Raw genomic sequence first — 16,278 nt, forward strand, 5'->3', positions numbered from 1 at the left:
GAAGGCTTTTTAGTTTGTTATATAAGGAGAGAGCGAGATGTCGACCAAACCTACGTATTACATCACCACACCGATCTACTATCCCAATGACAACCTTCATATCGGTCACGCGTATACAACAGTGGCTGGTGACACCATGGCCCGCTATAAGCGCCTGCGGGGCTATGATGTTATGTATTTGACAGGGACAGATGAGCATGGTCAGAAAATTGAAAGACGGGCACAGGAACAAGGGCAAGATCCCCAAGCCTTTGTGGATGGGATTGTCGAAGGAATTCAAGCATTATGGGCCAAGTTAGAAATCTCTTATGATGACTTTATTCGTACCAGTGAAGAGCGTCATCAAGAGGTGTGCCAAAAGGTTTTTCAACAACTGCTGGATCAAGGAGATATCTACCTTGATGAGTATGAAGGCTGGTATTGTACTCCCTGTGAGTCCTTTTGGACAGAACGTCAGCTAATAGAAGGAAATTGTCCTGATTGTGGTCGCCCTGTCGAAAAAACGCGGGAAGAGAGCTATTTCTTCCGTACAAGCAAATATGCAGATCGCCTTTTGAAATATTATGAAGAGAACCCTGATTTCATCCAGCCAGAAAGTCGTAAAAACGAGATGATCCAGAATTTTATCAAACCTGGTCTTGAGGACTTAGCTGTCTCCCGAACCACATTTGATTGGGGAATTCCGGTTCCGGGAAATCCAAAACATGTGATGTACGTCTGGATCGATGCCCTGACTAACTATATTTCCGCTTTAGGTTATGGAACCGACAAGGATGTAAAGTACCAGAAGTATTGGCCTGCCAATGTTCATCTTGTTGGGAAGGATATCGTCCGCTTTCATACGATTTACTGGCCAATTATGTTGATGGCGTTAGATCTTCCCCTACCCAAACAGGTCTTCGGCCATGGATTTTTTATGATGAAGGATGGAAAAATGTCCAAGTCCAAGGGGAATGTAGTCGATCCTGTGCCATTGATTGATCGCTATGGATTGGATCGGGTACGCTATTACCTCCTGCGGGAAGTTCCCTTTGGCTATGATGGTGTCTTTACTCCGGAAGGATTTATTGAGCGCACCAATGCAGACCTGGCCAATGACCTAGGAAACCTATTGCATCGTACCTTGACAATGGTGAATAAATATTCGGATGGTAAGGTGACTGAGCGAATCATCCAGGGTACTGAATACGATAATGCACTCGTTCAACTGGCTGAAGAGACTGTTACAAAAGTGGAAAACTTCATGGATCAAATGCAATTTTCCATGGCATTAACGGCGATTTGGGAACTAATTCGTGGAACGAATCGTTATTTAGAAGGAACGATGCCCTGGGAGTTGGCAAAGGATCCCGCTAAAAAAGAGATATTGGGCTCTGTTCTGTACCATGTGGTTGAAGCGCTACGATTTGTCAGTGTAATGATTCAGCCGTTCTTGGTACGCACTCCAGCAGGGATATGGGAGCAATTGGGCTTAGTGGAGGACGAGGCTACTACGTCTTGGGGAAGTCTGCGCCAATTTGGCAAATACCCGGCTGGAACAAAGATCCAGCGCAAAAATCCCCTTTATCCTCGGTTGGACGTTAAGGAGGAAGCAAAGGAGATTGTTATCATGATGGGTGGTACTCCTGTAGAGGAAGAAGGTGATTCGAAAAAAATGGCAGAAGTTCCGCAAGAAAGTAGCGGTGTAGCTGATTTAGCGGATCTGATTGGGATTGACCAGTTTTCAGCTGTGGATTTACGTGTGGCAGAGATTATCGAAGCAGGTCCTCTGAAAGGGGCAGACCGTCTCCTCAAACTACAAGTGGATCTTGGAGGAGAGCGGCGGCAAGTGATTGCAGGGATTGCTCAGTATTATGAGCCTGCCTCGTTGATTGGCCTAAAGGTAATTCTCGTGGCCAACCTAAAACCTGCTAAGCTCCGTGGAGAACTTTCCGAGGGGATGGTATTGGCAGCTAAAGCGGAAGGCCGACTCGTGCTCTCTAATCTCTCGGTAGATATTCCAAATGGGACACGACTAACGTAAAATCTCATCAAATCTGCCCAGGGTCGAAAGATGAAGGGCAACGTACGTGATGGCACTATCAATTTGGAGGGGTTAGATTGGGTAAGAAGACGAAAAGTGCGGCGAGGGAATGGGTGATTGCTGCTGTCGTCGCTGCAGCGTTGGTGTTAATCATCCGTAGCTTCCTTTTTGCTCCCTATGAAGTGTATGGTCAATCGATGGAACCTACCTTTAAGGGTAGTGAATTGTTGATTATCAACAAGTTGATTTATGATGTCAAAGATCCCCAGTATGGAGATATTATTGTCTTCCATACAGCAGAACAGAGTGATTATATTAAACGAGTCATTGGTAAGGCAGGAGACCGTATCGAAGTCCGTGATGGGAAAGTCTATCGAAATGGACGGCCTTTAAAGGAGCCTTACCTGAACGAGCAGAAAATACTCGGTGACTTTCCAACAACAGTTGTACCTAAGGGTCATGTCTTTGCAATGGGAGACAATCGGAACCATAGTCAAGATAGCAGGAAAATCGGTCCCGTCGCTATCGATCAAATTGCAGGACGTGCAGATGTACAGTTGACGCCCCTAAAGGATATGAAATTCTTGTTTCCTTAAGGGAGGAGGTTTTGCTCGTGTTGTTTGATAGCCATACGCATATGAACGCCAGCCAATTTAATGAAGATCAGGAGGAAGCCATCCGTCGTGCTCACGAGGATTATCAGGTTACGAGAATTCTCAACATCGGTTGCGACCGGGAGTCCATTCCAACCTCGATCGCGTTAGCTGAGAAATACGATTTCATATACAGTTCCGTTGGCTGGCATCCAGTGGATGCAGTAGATATGAGAGTAGAGGATCTCGACTGGCTAGAAGAGCTTTGTGATCATCCTAAGGTAGTGGCCCTTGGAGAAATGGGACTGGACTACCATTGGGATAAATCTCCTCAAGGGATTCAAGAGAGTGTATTCCGACAACAGATTCGACTCGCTCGGGAATTAAATTTGCCGATCATTATCCATAACCGCGAAGCGGATGAGGATGTGGTTCGCATTTTACAGGAAGAGAAGGCGAAGGATGTTGGTGGAGTGATGCATTGCTTTAGTGGAGATTGGGAGTTTGCACAAAGGTGTCTCGATCTAGACTTTCATATTGGGCTTGGTGGTCCTGTTACCTTTAAAAATGCCCATGAGCCAAAAGAGGTAGCAAAACACATTCCGTTGGATAAGCTATTGATCGAGACAGATGCTCCATACCTAGCGCCTCACCCCAATCGTGGAAAACGTAATGAAACAGGGTATGTAAGTCTAATAGCAGAGCAGATTGCTAACTTACGAGAGATCTCCTTTGATAAAGTGGCATCGCAAACCTTTGCCAATGCGAGCCGTCTTTTCGGGATTGAAGCGTATTGAGGAATGAATAACATCAAAGAACAAATTGAGTCAAGGCGAAAGATCCATGATGTGATTGTCGTCGAAGGGAAAAATGACACTGTTGCCATTCTACGAGCTGTCGAAGCGGACACCATCGAGACGAGGGGTTCTGCTGTCGGGTCAGATGTGATCGCAGAGGTGAAGCGTGCTCAAGAGAAACGGGGCGTGATTATCCTCACGGATCCAGATGGAGCGGGCGAGCGGATCCGTCGCATCATTTCCCAGGAGGTTCCGGGATGTAAGCAAGCTTTTCTTCCTCAGGATGAAGCACGGGGAGAAAAGGGATTAGGGGTTGAACACGCTAAACCTGAGGCGATTCGATGTGCTCTTGCGGAAGCTCGTACAGAGGATGCTACCCTCTCCCCGTTGATTTCTTGGGAAGCTTATCTGGAAGCTGGTCTTGCTGGGGGAAAGGACTCTGGTAAGATACGGGAGCGGCTGGCAGAGGCACTCGGCATTGGTTATGCCAACGGCAAACAGTTCTACCGTCGCTTGCATCTTTTACGGATCACTAGAGAAGAATTTGAAGAAGCGCTTTGTCGTGCGAAAGAAGAGAGGGAGGAGCCCCATGGCTGAAGGAAGAATTACTACACGCACCAGGGAGATCTTGCGTCGCCATGGGTTACAATTAAAAAAGAGTCTAGGGCAAAACTTTCTAACTGAGGATCGTGTGTTACACCAGATCGTGGAAGCCGCTGATCTGGATGAACAATCCGGGGTACTGGAAATCGGTCCAGGCATCGGTGCCTTGACAGAGCATCTTGCGGATGAAGCCAAATCAATCTTGGCTGTGGAGTTGGACCAGCGACTGATTCCAATCCTGGATGAGTTGTTTGTTGCGTATCCCCATGTGAAGGTATTACATGGGGATGCGATGAAGGTGGACCTCCATCGCCTCATCGATGAGCACCTAGGGGATTGTGAAAGGCGTCATGTGGTGGCCAACCTGCCTTACTATGTAACCTCGCCAATATTAATGCGTCTGTTGGAGGAGCGACTGCCCCTTGATTCCATTGTGATTATGGTGCAAAAGGAAGTTGCGGAACGGCTGACATCTGAGCCAGGTACGAAGGCGTATGGATCGATAACGGTTACGACACAGTACTTTACTGAACCCGAGTGGGTTACCCTAGTGCCAGCTCATGTATTTATGCCACGACCTCAGGTTGATTCTGCAGTCATCCGGTTAAAGGTTCGCCGGACACCACCTGTTGATGTACGGAATGAAGCGTTGTTTTTTCGCGTAATCCGCGCGGCTTTTGGCCAGCGTCGTAAGACGCTCCCTAACGCACTTGCTGCGGGCCTCTTTGGAGGGGAACGAAAGGGGGAGGTGACAGCCTGGTTAGATGAGGCAGGCATCGACCCCAAACGAAGGGGAGAAACCCTTTCACTCGAAGAATTCGCCCAATTTACCAATCTATTGGATGAACGTCTGGATGATCTTACATGACGGTTCATATCATAATAGAGTAGAAGGTATCGACAACTTTCGGTAGAGCCCGGAGGGGAACCCATTGCAATTCTTCCATCCTCGCAACGGCCGTATAGAACTAGGCCAGATGATCTTGGACATATATGCGTATATCGAAGAAGATCGTACCGCGACATATAAAATGGTGATCGGTACAGACTCCCAGACGAGTCACCGTGGAACCATGTTTGTGACCGCGATCATTATTCATCGTGTTGGCAAAGGAGCGCTTTTTTATTATTCAAAGATAAAAAGCCGCCCTTTACTTGACTTGCGTTATCGCATCTATAAAGAGACAGAATACAGTCTCGCTTGTATGGATTTGCTAAAGGAGAAGGACTTCTTTAGCGCTTCCTGGGACCTCCCTGTGGAGGTGCATTTAGATGTAGGTCGAAAAGGTGAGACGAGGAAGTTGATTCAGGAAGTGGTTGGATGGGTGACAGCTGTTGGTTACACAGCGAAGATCAAACCCGATGCATATGCCGCAAGCGCTGTTGCCGATCGTTTTACGAAATAAAAATGGGTGTAGGTTTGTTAAATTAATTCACTATAAAAGAGAGATTTGTGCAGTATATGCGCAGATCTCTCTTTTTAAATTCAATGCATACTGGATTGGTAAATGTTATTTGGTTTTATGTTGCTTTTCGTTCAAAGACTGATTTGTATAAAAAAGTTTATATTTAGCATAAAATTGCTGTTTGTATGAGGAGATATATTTTTCAAGTACGAGACCTTCATACTAGAATCTTCATGTTAATAATATGGATCTCCTAGTACGGGAGGTCCATATTATTAACAGAGATGATGTCGAGAACTAGCTTTTCCTGTCAATTGCAAAAAAACTCGTTGACATAAGGGTTTTCCACTTGCTATAATTCAATTTTTGACAACCTGCTCTTACCGTGATATAATGCTTGGGAGTGAGGTGGTCGTTTATATGGGTAGGAATGCGCTATCTGAGATAAAACGTACGTTGGAAAGTTATATTGGACAGAAAATCCGATTGAAAGCCAACAGCGGACGTCGTAAGACCATTGAACGAAGTGGAGTGCTTGAAGAAACTTATCCCTCCGTCTTCATTGTGAAACTGGACGAAGAACAACACTCCTTTGAGCGTGTTTCGTACAGTTATGCGGATATCTTGACGGAAACTGTGGAACTAACTGTGTTTCAAGATGAGGGACAAGTCCCTGTTCGCTATGTGAAGAATCCCCAATGAGCGCGAGAAACATAAAGCGCCGTTGCTAAAGCTTCACCCAACCGAACCAGCAAAGGTTCGGTTTTTTATTGCGGATTTTTCCCTTGCAAGGGGAGTTTGAGTGCGGTAGAATCGTACATATAGATGATTGGATCAATTGTAAACACCATATATTGTGTTTTGGTGCAACTTGGCGTGAAGGGGATTTACGCCCGCCGTCCTGTTTTGGACGGCGTTTTATATCGCGGTTGGTGGCAATACAGAAAGGTGGATAAGCCATGACGACGACCCAGTTGGAAAAGAAAAAAGAAATGACCGTTGGGATGAATAACCTAATAGCGGATTTAGAAAATCTGATTACAGTTTATCCCCATTTGGAAGGTCAATCTTGGATAGATAAGACCTTGGCTAGTCTAGAAGAGAAGGGTGAGTGGAGCCAGGAACAGGCGGATCGACTACTCATTTTGAATGCCCTCGAAAAAATTACAGCGGACACTCCAGATTGGACATACATAGCAGCCCAAATTCATACCTGGTCCCTTTACCGGGAAGCAGCAGCGAACCGTGGCGGAAATCCTGAGCAAGGCTATGGTGACTTCCCAGGCTTGGTGCGGAAATTAACGGAAAGAGGTATCTTCTCCTCCTTATTAAAAGATAATTATACGGTTGCAGAGATGCGTGAACTGGAAGAAGTCATCGCACCTGAGAGAGATGGTCTCTTCACCTATGTGGGTCTACGTACCCTTGCGGATCGGTACTTGACTCGAGATCATGAAGGTGGAGTGTGGGAGCTTCCCCAGGAACGTTTCCTCATCATTGCCATGACCTTGATGTCCCAGGAAGCGAAGGAGCAACGGCTCACCCTCGTGAAAGAAGCTTATTGGGCTCTCTCCAATCTCTATATGACCGTTGCGACTCCTACCTTTGCGAACGCAGGTAAAAATTATGGTCAACTTTCTTCCTGTTTTATTGACACCATAGACGATTCCCTAAGGGGGATTTATGATAGCAACACTGATGTGGCCACTCTCTCCAAAGGTGGCGGGGGGATTGGGATCTATCTTGGAAAGATTCGTTCTCGTGGAAGTGATATTAAAGGGTTTAAAGGAATTAGTTCCGGTGTACTCCCATGGATGAAACAACTCAATAATACGGCTGTAAGTGTAGACCAATTAGGGCAACGTCAGGGGTCCATTGCTGTCTATCTCGATGTTTGGCATAAGGATATCTTCTCTTTCCTTGATGCAAAGCTGAACAATGGGGATGAGCGTCTTCGAACCCATGATATTTTCACGGGACTTTGCCTCCCGGATCTCTTTATGGAAACGGTAGAAGCACGGGGTGAGTGGCATCTCTTTGATCCCCATGAAGTGCGCCGGACGATGGGTTATTCCTTAGAAGATTTCTATGATGAGGAAAAGGGAGCGGGTTCCTTTAGAGAACGTTACGCTGAATGTGTCAATCATCCCACCCTCTCTCGGAAGACGGTTCCTGCGATTGAAATCATGAAACGGGCAATGATCTCTCAGCTAGAGACAGGAACGCCCTATATGTTTTATCGGGATGAAGTGAATCGCATGAATCCCAATAAACACGCGGGAATGATCTATTCTTCTAATTTATGTAGTGAAATCTTGCAAAACCAAAGTGCGACTACGGTTACTGAAGAGACGACGGTGGATGGGAAAATTGTTGTAACCAAAGCACCAGGGGACTTTGTGGTTTGTAACTTGTCCTCGATCAATCTGGGCCGCGCTGTACCGGATGGGGTGCTGGAGCGACTGATCCCGGTTCAGGTACGGATGTTGGACAATGTCATCGACCTAAACACCATTGAAGTGCTCCAAGCCAAGATGACCAACCAAAAGTATCGTGCGATCGGATTAGGTACCTTTGGCTGGCATCATCTGCTTGCGCTAGAGGGAATCACCTGGGAGTCCGATGAATCGGTCGCTTATGCGGACGAGCTGTACGAAAAAATTGCTCATCTTGTTATTCGTTCCTCCCATGAGCTAGCTGTGGAGAAGGGAGCCTACCCAGTGTTCTCGGGCAGTGAGTGGGAGACAGGTGCTTACTTTGATAGTCGGGGTTATCACGGTGAATCCTGGGATGAATTACGGAAGTCTATTGCGACCAAGGGAATACGGAATGGTTGGTTAATGGCGATTGCACCCAATGGTAGTACCTCGGTGATTGCAGGAAGTACGGCATCGATTGATCCTGTCTATCGCAAAGAGTACAGCGAAGAGAAGAAAAATTACCGGATTCCTGTGACAGCTCCGGATTTATCACCAAAGACGACATGGTACTATAAACCGGCTCATCAAATTGATGCTCACTGGAGTATCAAGCAAAACGCCGCACGACAACGGCATATTGATCAATCTCAATCCTTTAATATCTATGTCACCCATGACGTTAAAGCAAAGGATCTCCTTGATATCCATCTTCATGCATGGAACCTTGGACTCAAAACGACTTATTACACCCGATCGACCTCCTCAGAGATCGTCGAATGCGAAAGCTGTTCCAGCTGATGAAAGGATGAAATGAAGATGGAAATCACGAAGCGCAAACTATACGATGTGACGGCACCCAATGCCAGCACAGGAATTATCAATGGGCGCTCCTCTAATGTACTCAACTGGGATGACTGTCGCTTCCCATGGGCATATCCGATGTACAAAAATATGCTTGGGAACTTTTGGACTCCCTTTGAAATCAATATGGCGGAGGACATCAAGCAATGGTCCCAGTTATCCGAAGATGAGCGGTTTACATTTAAGCGGATTATCGGCCTTCTTGCTTTCTTGGATTCGATCCAGACGGATTACTCGGCTAAAGTTGCGGATTACTTAACGGATTCCAGTCTCTCGGCTTTGATGGCGGTGCTCTCCTTCCAAGAGGTCGTTCATAACCAGTCCTATTCCTATGTACTTTCCTCCCTTGTACCTAAAGCGGAACAAGATGAGATCTTTGAGTACTGGAAGCATGACGAAATCTTACGGGAGCGGAATGACTTTATCGCCCAAGGGTATGAAGCCTTTACAAAAGACCCGACACCACGGTCATTCCTGAAGTCCATCGTATATGACATTGTCCTAGAAGGGCTCAACTTCTACTCTGGTTTCGCCTTTTTCTACAACCTTGCGCGAAACCAAAAGATGGTATCCTCTGCGGCGATGATCAATTATATCAACCGCGATGAACAACTTCATGTTCGCCTCTTTACGCAGATCTTCCGGGAGCTTTTGGTAGAGCATCCGGAGTTGGATGATGAGGAGACCAGGCAGTTTGTAACAGAAACCTTCCGCAAAGCGGCTGAGTTGGAGATCCGCTGGGGTGAGTACATTGTCGGCAATCGCTTCGACGGTGTAAGCATCGATGATCTCCGTTCATACATTCGCTTTATGGCGAATAAGCGTGTACGGGAGATGGGGATGGAGCCACCCTTTGAAGGGTATCGCACCAACCCGATGCGTTGGATTGTTGCCTATGAGGATGTTAACCAAGGAAAGCAGGACTTTTTCGAAGGGAAATCCCGTTCGTATACCAAAGTATCCGTCGATAATGGATTTGACGATTTGTAAGCTTGGCCTGGCAGGGTTTGGGATGGGAGATTCCTTCACTATTGATCCATACTAAGGGTGCCTGAGGTAAAGGCGGAGGGGGAATCAAATTGGCACGTCGCGGCGTGATGTCTGAAGCCTTAAAGGTGGAATTGGCAAAGGAATTAGGGTTTTACGACGTTGTTCAGCGTGATGGCTGGGGCGGAATTACGACTCGGGACGCCGGTAATATGGTGAAACGTGCAATCCAGCTGGCCGAAGAACAGATGGCCAACCGATAACCAAACACGTCAGCCACAGGTAAGCGGTCGGGGACTCCCCCGACCGCTTTTGTTTCAGCTTTCACGGGTTCTGAGGTCGTGTTACAATAAAAAAGCCGATTGACGACCGGGCCATTCTATATATTGAAGTGAAATGTAGTTGGGAGAGGAGGAGAGCTGGTTGGATATCTCCGTTAAAGCACCAGCTAAAATCAATTTAACGCTGGATGTATTACATAAACGACCCGATGGATACCATGACTTGGAGATGGTAATGACCACTGTCGATCTCGCGGATCGTATCGATTTGACTGAGATTACCGGAGGAATCCGCTTGCAGAGTACCTCCGGCTTCGTTCCTTTTGATGATCGTAACTTGGCTTATCGTGCGGCTGCACTAATAAAAGAGCGCTTTGGGATCACAAAAGGGGTAAACATTCTTATCCATAAACGAATCCCTGTAGCAGCAGGATTAGCAGGAGGTAGCTCCGATGCAGCTGCTACCTTACGCGGGTTAAATAAAATGTGGAATTTGGGCCTATCTACCGAAGAGCTCGGAGAGCTTGGGCTTGCCTTAGGTTCTGATGTTCCCTTTTGTGTACAGGGTGGTACTGCCATTGCTCGTGGGCGAGGGGAACAACTTACTCCCTTATCCCCTCCACCCCCTTGCTGGGTTGTGCTGGCGAAGCCGCCCCATGGAGTATCCACAGTAGAAGTGTTTCAAGCATTGAAAATGGAGAAGATTACAACCCGTCCAAACCTGGAAGGGATGCTAAATGCCTTGGATAAAAAGGATTTTGATCAGGTATGTGAGCAACTGGCGAACGTACTCGAAGGCGTGACGATGGCTACTTACCCTAAGGTGCGCTTTCTTAAAGAGCGGATGGCAACCTTTGGAGCAGAAGGGGTTTTGATGTCAGGGAGTGGTCCTACAGTATTTGGTTTAGTGAAAAAGGAATCCGTAGCTTTCCGTGTGGTCAATGGCTTACGGGGCTTTTGTCGCCAGGTTTATGCAGTCCGTATGCTTGGAGGGCTTAAAGAGAACTCTCTTGAATAAATACGAACAATATGATATAAATTATGAAAAGTCATTCGGGTTTTCGGAGGATGTAGCATGAAAAAATGGAAACGGAGTGCCCGATTAGTGGATATGACTCGGCAACTTCTCGACCAACCCCATCGGTTAATCTCCCTCAGTGCCTTCGCGGATCGGTATCAAGCGGCTAAATCTTCGATTAGTGAAGACTTAGCAATTATTCACGAAACCTTCCGTGAAGAGGGTACAGGACTTTTGGAGACGGTTTCAGGAGCCGCCGGTGGGGTTCGTTATTTGCCAATAGCCAATCGCGAAAATGCCACGAAGCTATCCCGACAGTTATGCGCCCAGTTAGAGAATCCAGACCGGATTTTACCAGGCGGATATCTTTATCTATCCGACCTATTGGGGGATGATCGATTAGTGAGGGAGATCGGGCGCATTTGGGCGACGGTCTTTAGTGGTCGTGGAGCAGATGTGGTAGTGACAGTGGAAACGAAGGGGATCCCCCTCGCTTACGCTACTGCTTCCCACCTTGGTCTTCCTGTTGCTATCGTTCGTCGGGATAGCCGCATTACCGAAGGTTCGGTAGTGACGATCAATACCGTTTCCGGCTCCAGTAAACGATTAGGGAGTTTGTCTTTAGCTAGGCGTAGCTTCCCTGAAGGAGCAAGGGTGTTGATCGTGGATGATTTTATGAAGGCTGGTGGAACCGTACAAGGAATGATCGACCTCATGGGTGAATTTCGTGCGGAAGTAATAGGTATCGGAATTATGGCAGAATCTCAGGTTGATGAACGGTTAGTGGAAAATACAGTGTCATTAGCGACAGTGACGGATGTGGACGTAAAAAACCGGAAAATCGCAGTAGAATTAGGGAATTTATTTACTCAGGGAGGTTTTTTCGATGGAACGAATCCAGACTGATCAAGCACCTCAAGCACTTGGACCTTACTCTCAAGCGATACGGACAGGTTCATTCATTTTCACTTCAGGCCAAGTACCTCTTACGAAAGAGGGGGTCATGGTCACAGGTGGAATCGAAGAACAGACCCATCAAGTGATGAAAAATATTCAAGCTGTTCTTGCCGAGGCGAATGTCGATTTATCCCAAATAGTGAAGACGACCATTTTCCTAATGGATATGGAGGATTTTCAAACAGTGAATCAAATTTATGGGGAGTGGTTTAAGGATCATCGCCCTGCTCGATCCTGTGTGCAAGTTTCCCGTCTTCCCAAGGATGCACGTATCGAAATCGAAACGATTGCAATTGTCGAATGATCTGAAAAAATCCGTTTTCATAAGAAGGTTTTGAAGGAAACTTCACCCTTTGCAGAGAATATGTGAAATACATCCTTTCTGGAAATGGGTGGTGAAACAGGTTGGAAATAACGGATGTTCGTTTGCGCCGAGTCAGTCGCGAAGGTCGTATGCGAGCAATCGCGTCGATTACTCTCGATGGAGAATTTGTTGTACATGATATTCGTGTAATTGATGGGAATAATGGCATGTTTGTGGCCATGCCTAGTAAGCGTAGACCCGATGGGGAATTTCGGGATATTGCACATCCTATATCGCCTGATTCCCGGGAGAAAATCGAGATGGCTGTATTAGAAGAATATCGCCGAGCAGGCAATGAGGAAGAGGGGCTAAATTCAGCTTTGGGAGGAAACGCTGTGTAATCTAAGCGTTCCCGGGCGGAGGCCCCTCTTCCGCTTTTTACAAGGGTTTCCTATATACCCTTCTTGCAATGCGGACCCCTTTGGGATATAGTCGGTTGTGGAGTTTTCAGAGACTTTCAGGGGGGCTTCTCTTCCAATGGATAATCTGTTTGCTGTTGTTCTGGCGGCCGGTAAAGGGACGCGTATGAAGTCTACCCGGCATAAGGTTTTGCATCCGGTCTGCGGCAAACCGATGATCGATCACATGACGGATCATCTAAAAAAGATGGGCGTTAGTGAAACGGTCGTCATTGTCGGCCATGATGCTGAGTCGATTCAGGAGCACTTGGGAGAGAAAGTTCGCTTTGCTCTCCAAGAAGAACAGTTGGGTACCGCTCATGCAGTGATGCAAGCGCGCAACGTGCTGGAAGGAAAAGATGGGGTGACCTTAATTCTAAATGGGGACCACCCACTTTTTACCCAAGCTACGTTAGAGCAGGTGGTTACACAACATCAAGAGTCAGGGGTGGCAGCTACCATTTTGACTGCTGTACTTCCAGACCCTACTGGATACGGACGGGTCATCCGCCAAGCGGATGGCAGTGTAGATCGAGTAGTGGAGCATAAAGACGCAAATGATGAAGAACGAAGGGTATCTGAAGTGAGTACGGGTACTTTCTGTTTCGATAATCAGTTGCTTTGGTGTGCATTGGAAAAGGTAGGCAATGATAATGCCCAGGGAGAATACTACCTACCTGATTTAATTTCGATTTTAATTAACGATGGGAAAAAAGTCGGAGCGGTAACGATTACCGATCCTGAAGAGGCGCAAGGGGTAAACGATAGGGTTCAACTGGCCCAAGTAGAGAAAATTATGAGGCAACGAATCATGGAACAACACATGCGCAATGGTGTGACCATGATCGATCCCGATCATACCTACATCGATCCCGATGTGATTATCGGTTCAGATACGGTTATTCATCCAGGCACTTATTTACGCGGGAGCACCTGTATTGGTTCTGGTTGCAACGTGGGTCCCCAAGCCGATCTGACGAATGTAACGATAGCAGATGGGACCACGATTTCTTATTCTGTGTTGAACCAGGCCAATTTAGAAAATGATGTTGTTGTCGGTCCTTTTTCTTATGTGAGACCAGGTAGTCATCTGGAGGAGTCATCCAAGGTAGGGGCCTTTGCTGAGACAAAGAATGCTCGTCTTGGACAGGGGAGTAAGATCCCTCATCTCAGTTATGTAGGGGATGCCGATGTTGGCAAACAGGTAAACTTCAGTTGTGGATCGATTACAGTCAATTATGACGGCTTGAAAAAGCATCGAACCGTTGTAGAGGATGAAGCTTTTATCGGGTGCAATGTTAATTTGGTTGCCCCTGTTACCGTTGGGAAGGGCGCTTTTGTAGCTGCAGGATCTACTGTGACTAAAAATGTCCCAGCAGATTCCCTAGCCGTAGCACGTGAGCGACAAACCAATAAAGAGAATTATGCACGGAAATTAAAACAGAAACGAGAAGGCCTAGAATAACGCCACTTTTGGAGGGTTGGATCTACGATGTCCACAGTCAGACAGCCGCGCTTGCATGTATTTAGCTGTAATTCAAACCCGGTACTTGCACGGCAAATTGCCGAGCACATCGGAGTACCCCTTGGTGATGCCGTTGTAGGGAAATTCAGCGACGGGGAGATTCATGTCCGTCTAGACGAAAGCGTCCGCGGGTCCGACGTATATGTGATCCAATCTACTTCCCATCCCGTCAACCAGCACTTGATGGAGTTGTTGGTGATGGTTGATGCGTTGAAACGAGCTTCTGCTCGTACAATCAATGTGGTAATGCCCTATTACGGATATGCGCGTCAGGATCGGAAAACCCGCGCCCGTGATCCGATTACCTCCAAATTGGTTGCCAATTTGATTGAAACAGCAGGGGCAGATCGAATCATTACGATGGATCTGCATGCAACTCAAATCCAGGGCTTCTTTGATATCCCTGTAGATCATCTACTGGGTGTGCCGATTCTGGGTGAGTATTTCCTGCAAAAAAATCTCCAGGATGTCGTTGTGGTCTCTCCTGACCATGGAGGCGTCATTCGTGCACGCAAATTGGCAGAACGGTTAGGATCTCCAATTGCCATTATCGATAAAAGACGGCCTGAGCCTAACGTAGCAGAAGTAATGAACATTGTTGGAGATGTACGTGGTAAAAAAGCAATTATCATCGATGATATTATCGATACTGCAGGAACCATCTCCCTCGCAGCTAATGCGTTGTTGGAATATGGGGCGACAGAAGTATATGCATGTTGCACGCATCCTGTCTTCTCGGGTCCAGCTATTGATCGTATTCGTGATGCGAACATCAAAGAGATGGTGGTTTCCAATACCATTCCACTGTCTGAGGAAAAACTCCTGGACAAGGTTAGAGTGTTATCTGTAGCACCATTGATTGGGGAAGCGATCATTCGCGTACACGAGGAGCTATCCGTCAGCAAGTTATTTGACTGAATGAACTTTGCGGTAAAACAATGGGTGAGGGAAAAGGGAGTTTTACCATGCTTTATGCGTTGCATGGGTAACTCCTTGATTCTTCACCCTATTTCAGTTCCATATTTGATCACTTTTAGTGTTATTGGGTTTTTAGGTTTAGCATAGTGAGGGACGGGAATGAATAACTGCATAAGGGAATAATTGGTTCCAACGAGCTATCCCTTTGCATTAATACCACCTCCCAAGAAATTGGGTAGTCAAGGTGCTTTCTTTTTTGGAACCGATTGGAAGAGCTTATTTGGTCAAACCTTAACTATATGAGTGGGGACTCTCATTCACACAAGGAGGACATCGCACCGATGGCTCAACAATTTGCTGTAGAACGTCGTGAAAGTCGTCCAAGGTCTGTGCTGACAATGCTTCGTCAGGAAGGACGCGTTCCGGGAGTCTTATATGGAAAGGATCAGGAGAATGCAACTATCCATATGGAAATGAGTGAACTGATCCGTTTACTTCAGAAGCAGGGTACTACTTCTGTAATCGATCTCGAACTGGATGGAAAGACGCACAACGTCATGATCAGCGAAATACAACGGGACCGTTTGAAAGACCGAATCACTCACGTGGATTTCAAGATCGTCAATATGAAGGAGCCTATCGATACCGAGGTCAGTATTCACTTAGAAGGAGAAGCCGCTGGTATCAAAGAGGACGGGATCTTACAACAACAAGCCCGTATGGTAGAAATCCGTTGTTTACCAGAGAACATCCCAGATTGGTTAACGATGGATATTAGTGAACTTGCCATTGGAGATTCTGTGACAATGGCGGATTTGAAGATCCCGGCGAAGGTAGAGCTCTTGTCTGATCCAGAGGAAGTTATCGCTTCGATTTTACCTCCTCAAGTTGAACAAGAGGCAGAAGCAGAAGCCCTGGATGAGGCGGTGGCAGATGATGCCAATAAGGATGAGGAGCCTGAAGCGGAAGCTGAATCCCAGGATGATGAGACGAAGGAAGAGTAAACGAGAAAGGCCCTACTAGGCCCTTTCTCGTATGCATAGAAAACCAAGAAGATGAGGAGGGGTGCAACTAAATGTTGCGCCCTTCCTTGTGTGTGGTTATAGTAAGCGGGTAACCGATCGGTA

Annotated in this window: 17 protein-coding genes; all 17 read left to right on the forward strand. The window is 46.8% G+C overall.

All coding sequences use genetic code 11. The features are described from left to right. Positions 1–37: 37 nt before the first annotated feature. The 17 genes from metG to BLV90_RS08045 all read left to right on the forward strand — a co-directional run bounded on the left by metG (position 38) and on the right by BLV90_RS08045 (position 16,155). Positions 38–2,023: a methionine--tRNA ligase gene (metG, locus tag BLV90_RS07965; RefSeq protein WP_091738962.1), complete on the forward strand. Its 1,986-nt coding sequence runs from the start codon at positions 38–40 to the stop codon at positions 2,021–2,023. A gap of 77 nt (positions 2,024–2,100) precedes the next feature. Next, positions 2,101–2,619 carry a signal peptidase I gene (lepB, locus tag BLV90_RS07970; RefSeq protein WP_091738965.1) on the forward strand — a complete coding sequence of 173 codons (519 nt, stop codon included), beginning with the start codon at positions 2,101–2,103 and terminating at the stop codon, positions 2,617–2,619. Between the two features lie 17 nt (positions 2,620–2,636). After that, on the forward strand, positions 2,637–3,413 hold the full coding sequence (locus BLV90_RS07975; RefSeq protein ID WP_091738969.1) for a TatD family hydrolase: 777 nt from the start codon (positions 2,637–2,639) through the stop codon (positions 3,411–3,413). A gap of 3 nt (positions 3,414–3,416) precedes the next feature. Next, the gene (gene rnmV, locus BLV90_RS07980; protein ID WP_091738972.1) at positions 3,417–4,010 is read left to right on the forward strand and encodes a ribonuclease M5; all 594 of its coding nucleotides are present in this window, start codon (positions 3,417–3,419) and stop codon (positions 4,008–4,010) included. Continuing rightward, positions 4,003–4,884: a 16S rRNA (adenine(1518)-N(6)/adenine(1519)-N(6))-dimethyltransferase RsmA gene (gene rsmA, locus BLV90_RS07985; RefSeq protein ID WP_091738975.1), complete on the forward strand. Its 882-nt coding sequence runs from the start codon at positions 4,003–4,005 to the stop codon at positions 4,882–4,884. Before rnmV ends, rsmA begins: the two co-directional genes overlap by 8 nt. A gap of 64 nt (positions 4,885–4,948) precedes the next feature. Continuing rightward, on the forward strand, positions 4,949–5,422 hold the full coding sequence (locus BLV90_RS07990; protein WP_177167954.1) for a ribonuclease H-like YkuK family protein: 474 nt from the start codon (positions 4,949–4,951) through the stop codon (positions 5,420–5,422). A gap of 420 nt (positions 5,423–5,842) precedes the next feature. Beyond that, on the forward strand, positions 5,843–6,124 hold the full coding sequence (gene veg / locus BLV90_RS07995) for a biofilm formation stimulator Veg (protein ID WP_091738979.1): 282 nt from the start codon (positions 5,843–5,845) through the stop codon (positions 6,122–6,124). A gap of 257 nt (positions 6,125–6,381) precedes the next feature. After that, on the forward strand, positions 6,382–8,640 hold the full coding sequence (locus tag BLV90_RS08000) for a ribonucleoside-diphosphate reductase subunit alpha (protein WP_091738982.1): 2,259 nt from the start codon (positions 6,382–6,384) through the stop codon (positions 8,638–8,640). Between the two features lie 12 nt (positions 8,641–8,652). After that, positions 8,653–9,693, forward strand: a complete 1,041-nt coding sequence (locus tag BLV90_RS08005) for a ribonucleotide-diphosphate reductase subunit beta (protein ID WP_091738985.1) — start codon at positions 8,653–8,655, stop codon at positions 9,691–9,693. A gap of 107 nt (positions 9,694–9,800) precedes the next feature. After that, on the forward strand, positions 9,801–9,953 hold the full coding sequence (locus tag BLV90_RS08010; protein ID WP_091739441.1) for a small, acid-soluble spore protein, alpha/beta type: 153 nt from the start codon (positions 9,801–9,803) through the stop codon (positions 9,951–9,953). A gap of 160 nt (positions 9,954–10,113) precedes the next feature. Beyond that, positions 10,114–10,989 (forward strand): 4-(cytidine 5'-diphospho)-2-C-methyl-D-erythritol kinase, encoded by an 876-nt coding sequence (ispE, locus tag BLV90_RS08015; RefSeq protein ID WP_091738988.1) that lies wholly within the window; start codon positions 10,114–10,116, stop codon positions 10,987–10,989. A gap of 57 nt (positions 10,990–11,046) precedes the next feature. Continuing rightward, positions 11,047–11,895, forward strand: coding sequence for a pur operon repressor (purR, locus tag BLV90_RS08020; protein WP_091738991.1), 849 nt, complete (start codon positions 11,047–11,049; stop codon positions 11,893–11,895). Next, a complete protein-coding gene (locus BLV90_RS08025) occupies positions 11,876–12,250 on the forward strand; it encodes a RidA family protein (protein WP_091738994.1) in 375 nt (124 codons plus the stop codon). Before purR ends, BLV90_RS08025 begins: the two co-directional genes overlap by 20 nt. Before the next feature lie 101 nt (positions 12,251–12,351). After that, the gene (gene spoVG, locus BLV90_RS08030; RefSeq protein ID WP_091738997.1) at positions 12,352–12,651 is read left to right on the forward strand and encodes a septation regulator SpoVG; all 300 of its coding nucleotides are present in this window, start codon (positions 12,352–12,354) and stop codon (positions 12,649–12,651) included. A gap of 136 nt (positions 12,652–12,787) precedes the next feature. After that, positions 12,788–14,173 (forward strand): bifunctional UDP-N-acetylglucosamine diphosphorylase/glucosamine-1-phosphate N-acetyltransferase GlmU, encoded by a 1,386-nt coding sequence (gene glmU / locus BLV90_RS08035; RefSeq protein ID WP_091739000.1) that lies wholly within the window; start codon positions 12,788–12,790, stop codon positions 14,171–14,173. Positions 14,174–14,200: 27 nt separating this feature from the next. Next, the gene (locus BLV90_RS08040; protein ID WP_091739003.1) at positions 14,201–15,151 is read left to right on the forward strand and encodes a ribose-phosphate diphosphokinase; all 951 of its coding nucleotides are present in this window, start codon (positions 14,201–14,203) and stop codon (positions 15,149–15,151) included. A gap of 341 nt (positions 15,152–15,492) precedes the next feature. Next, the gene (locus BLV90_RS08045; protein WP_177167955.1) at positions 15,493–16,155 is read left to right on the forward strand and encodes a 50S ribosomal protein L25/general stress protein Ctc; all 663 of its coding nucleotides are present in this window, start codon (positions 15,493–15,495) and stop codon (positions 16,153–16,155) included. Positions 16,156–16,278: the final 123 nt, after the last annotated feature.

The sequence above is a fragment of the Marininema mesophilum genome, assembly GCF_900106775.1.
GTDB classification, from domain to species: Bacteria; Bacillota; Bacilli; order Thermoactinomycetales; family DSM-45169; genus Marininema; species Marininema mesophilum.

Bases quoted from the DNA above. Each gene is read 5' to 3' on its own strand.
- BLV90_RS08010 (WP_091739441.1), top strand. From the start codon at position 9,801: ATGTCTGAAGCCTTAAAGGTGGAATTGGCAAAGGAATTAGGGTTTTAC.
- glmU (WP_091739000.1), top strand. From the start codon at position 12,788: ATGGATAATCTGTTTGCTGTTGTTCTGGCGGCCGGTAAAGGGACGCGT.
- BLV90_RS08045 (WP_177167955.1), top strand. From the start codon at position 15,493: ATGGCTCAACAATTTGCTGTAGAACGTCGTGAAAGTCGTCCAAGGTCT.
- metG (WP_091738962.1), top strand. From the start codon at position 38: ATGTCGACCAAACCTACGTATTACATCACCACACCGATCTACTATCCC.
- veg (WP_091738979.1), top strand. From the start codon at position 5,843: ATGGGTAGGAATGCGCTATCTGAGATAAAACGTACGTTGGAAAGTTAT.
- rsmA (WP_091738975.1), top strand. From the start codon at position 4,003: ATGGCTGAAGGAAGAATTACTACACGCACCAGGGAGATCTTGCGTCGC.
- BLV90_RS08000 (WP_091738982.1), top strand. From the start codon at position 6,382: ATGACGACGACCCAGTTGGAAAAGAAAAAAGAAATGACCGTTGGGATG.
- rnmV (WP_091738972.1), top strand. From the start codon at position 3,417: ATGAATAACATCAAAGAACAAATTGAGTCAAGGCGAAAGATCCATGAT.
- purR (WP_091738991.1), top strand. From the start codon at position 11,047: ATGAAAAAATGGAAACGGAGTGCCCGATTAGTGGATATGACTCGGCAA.
- BLV90_RS08005 (WP_091738985.1), top strand. From the start codon at position 8,653: ATGAAGATGGAAATCACGAAGCGCAAACTATACGATGTGACGGCACCC.
- BLV90_RS08040 (WP_091739003.1), top strand. From the start codon at position 14,201: ATGTCCACAGTCAGACAGCCGCGCTTGCATGTATTTAGCTGTAATTCA.
- BLV90_RS08025 (WP_091738994.1), top strand. From the start codon at position 11,876: ATGGAACGAATCCAGACTGATCAAGCACCTCAAGCACTTGGACCTTAC.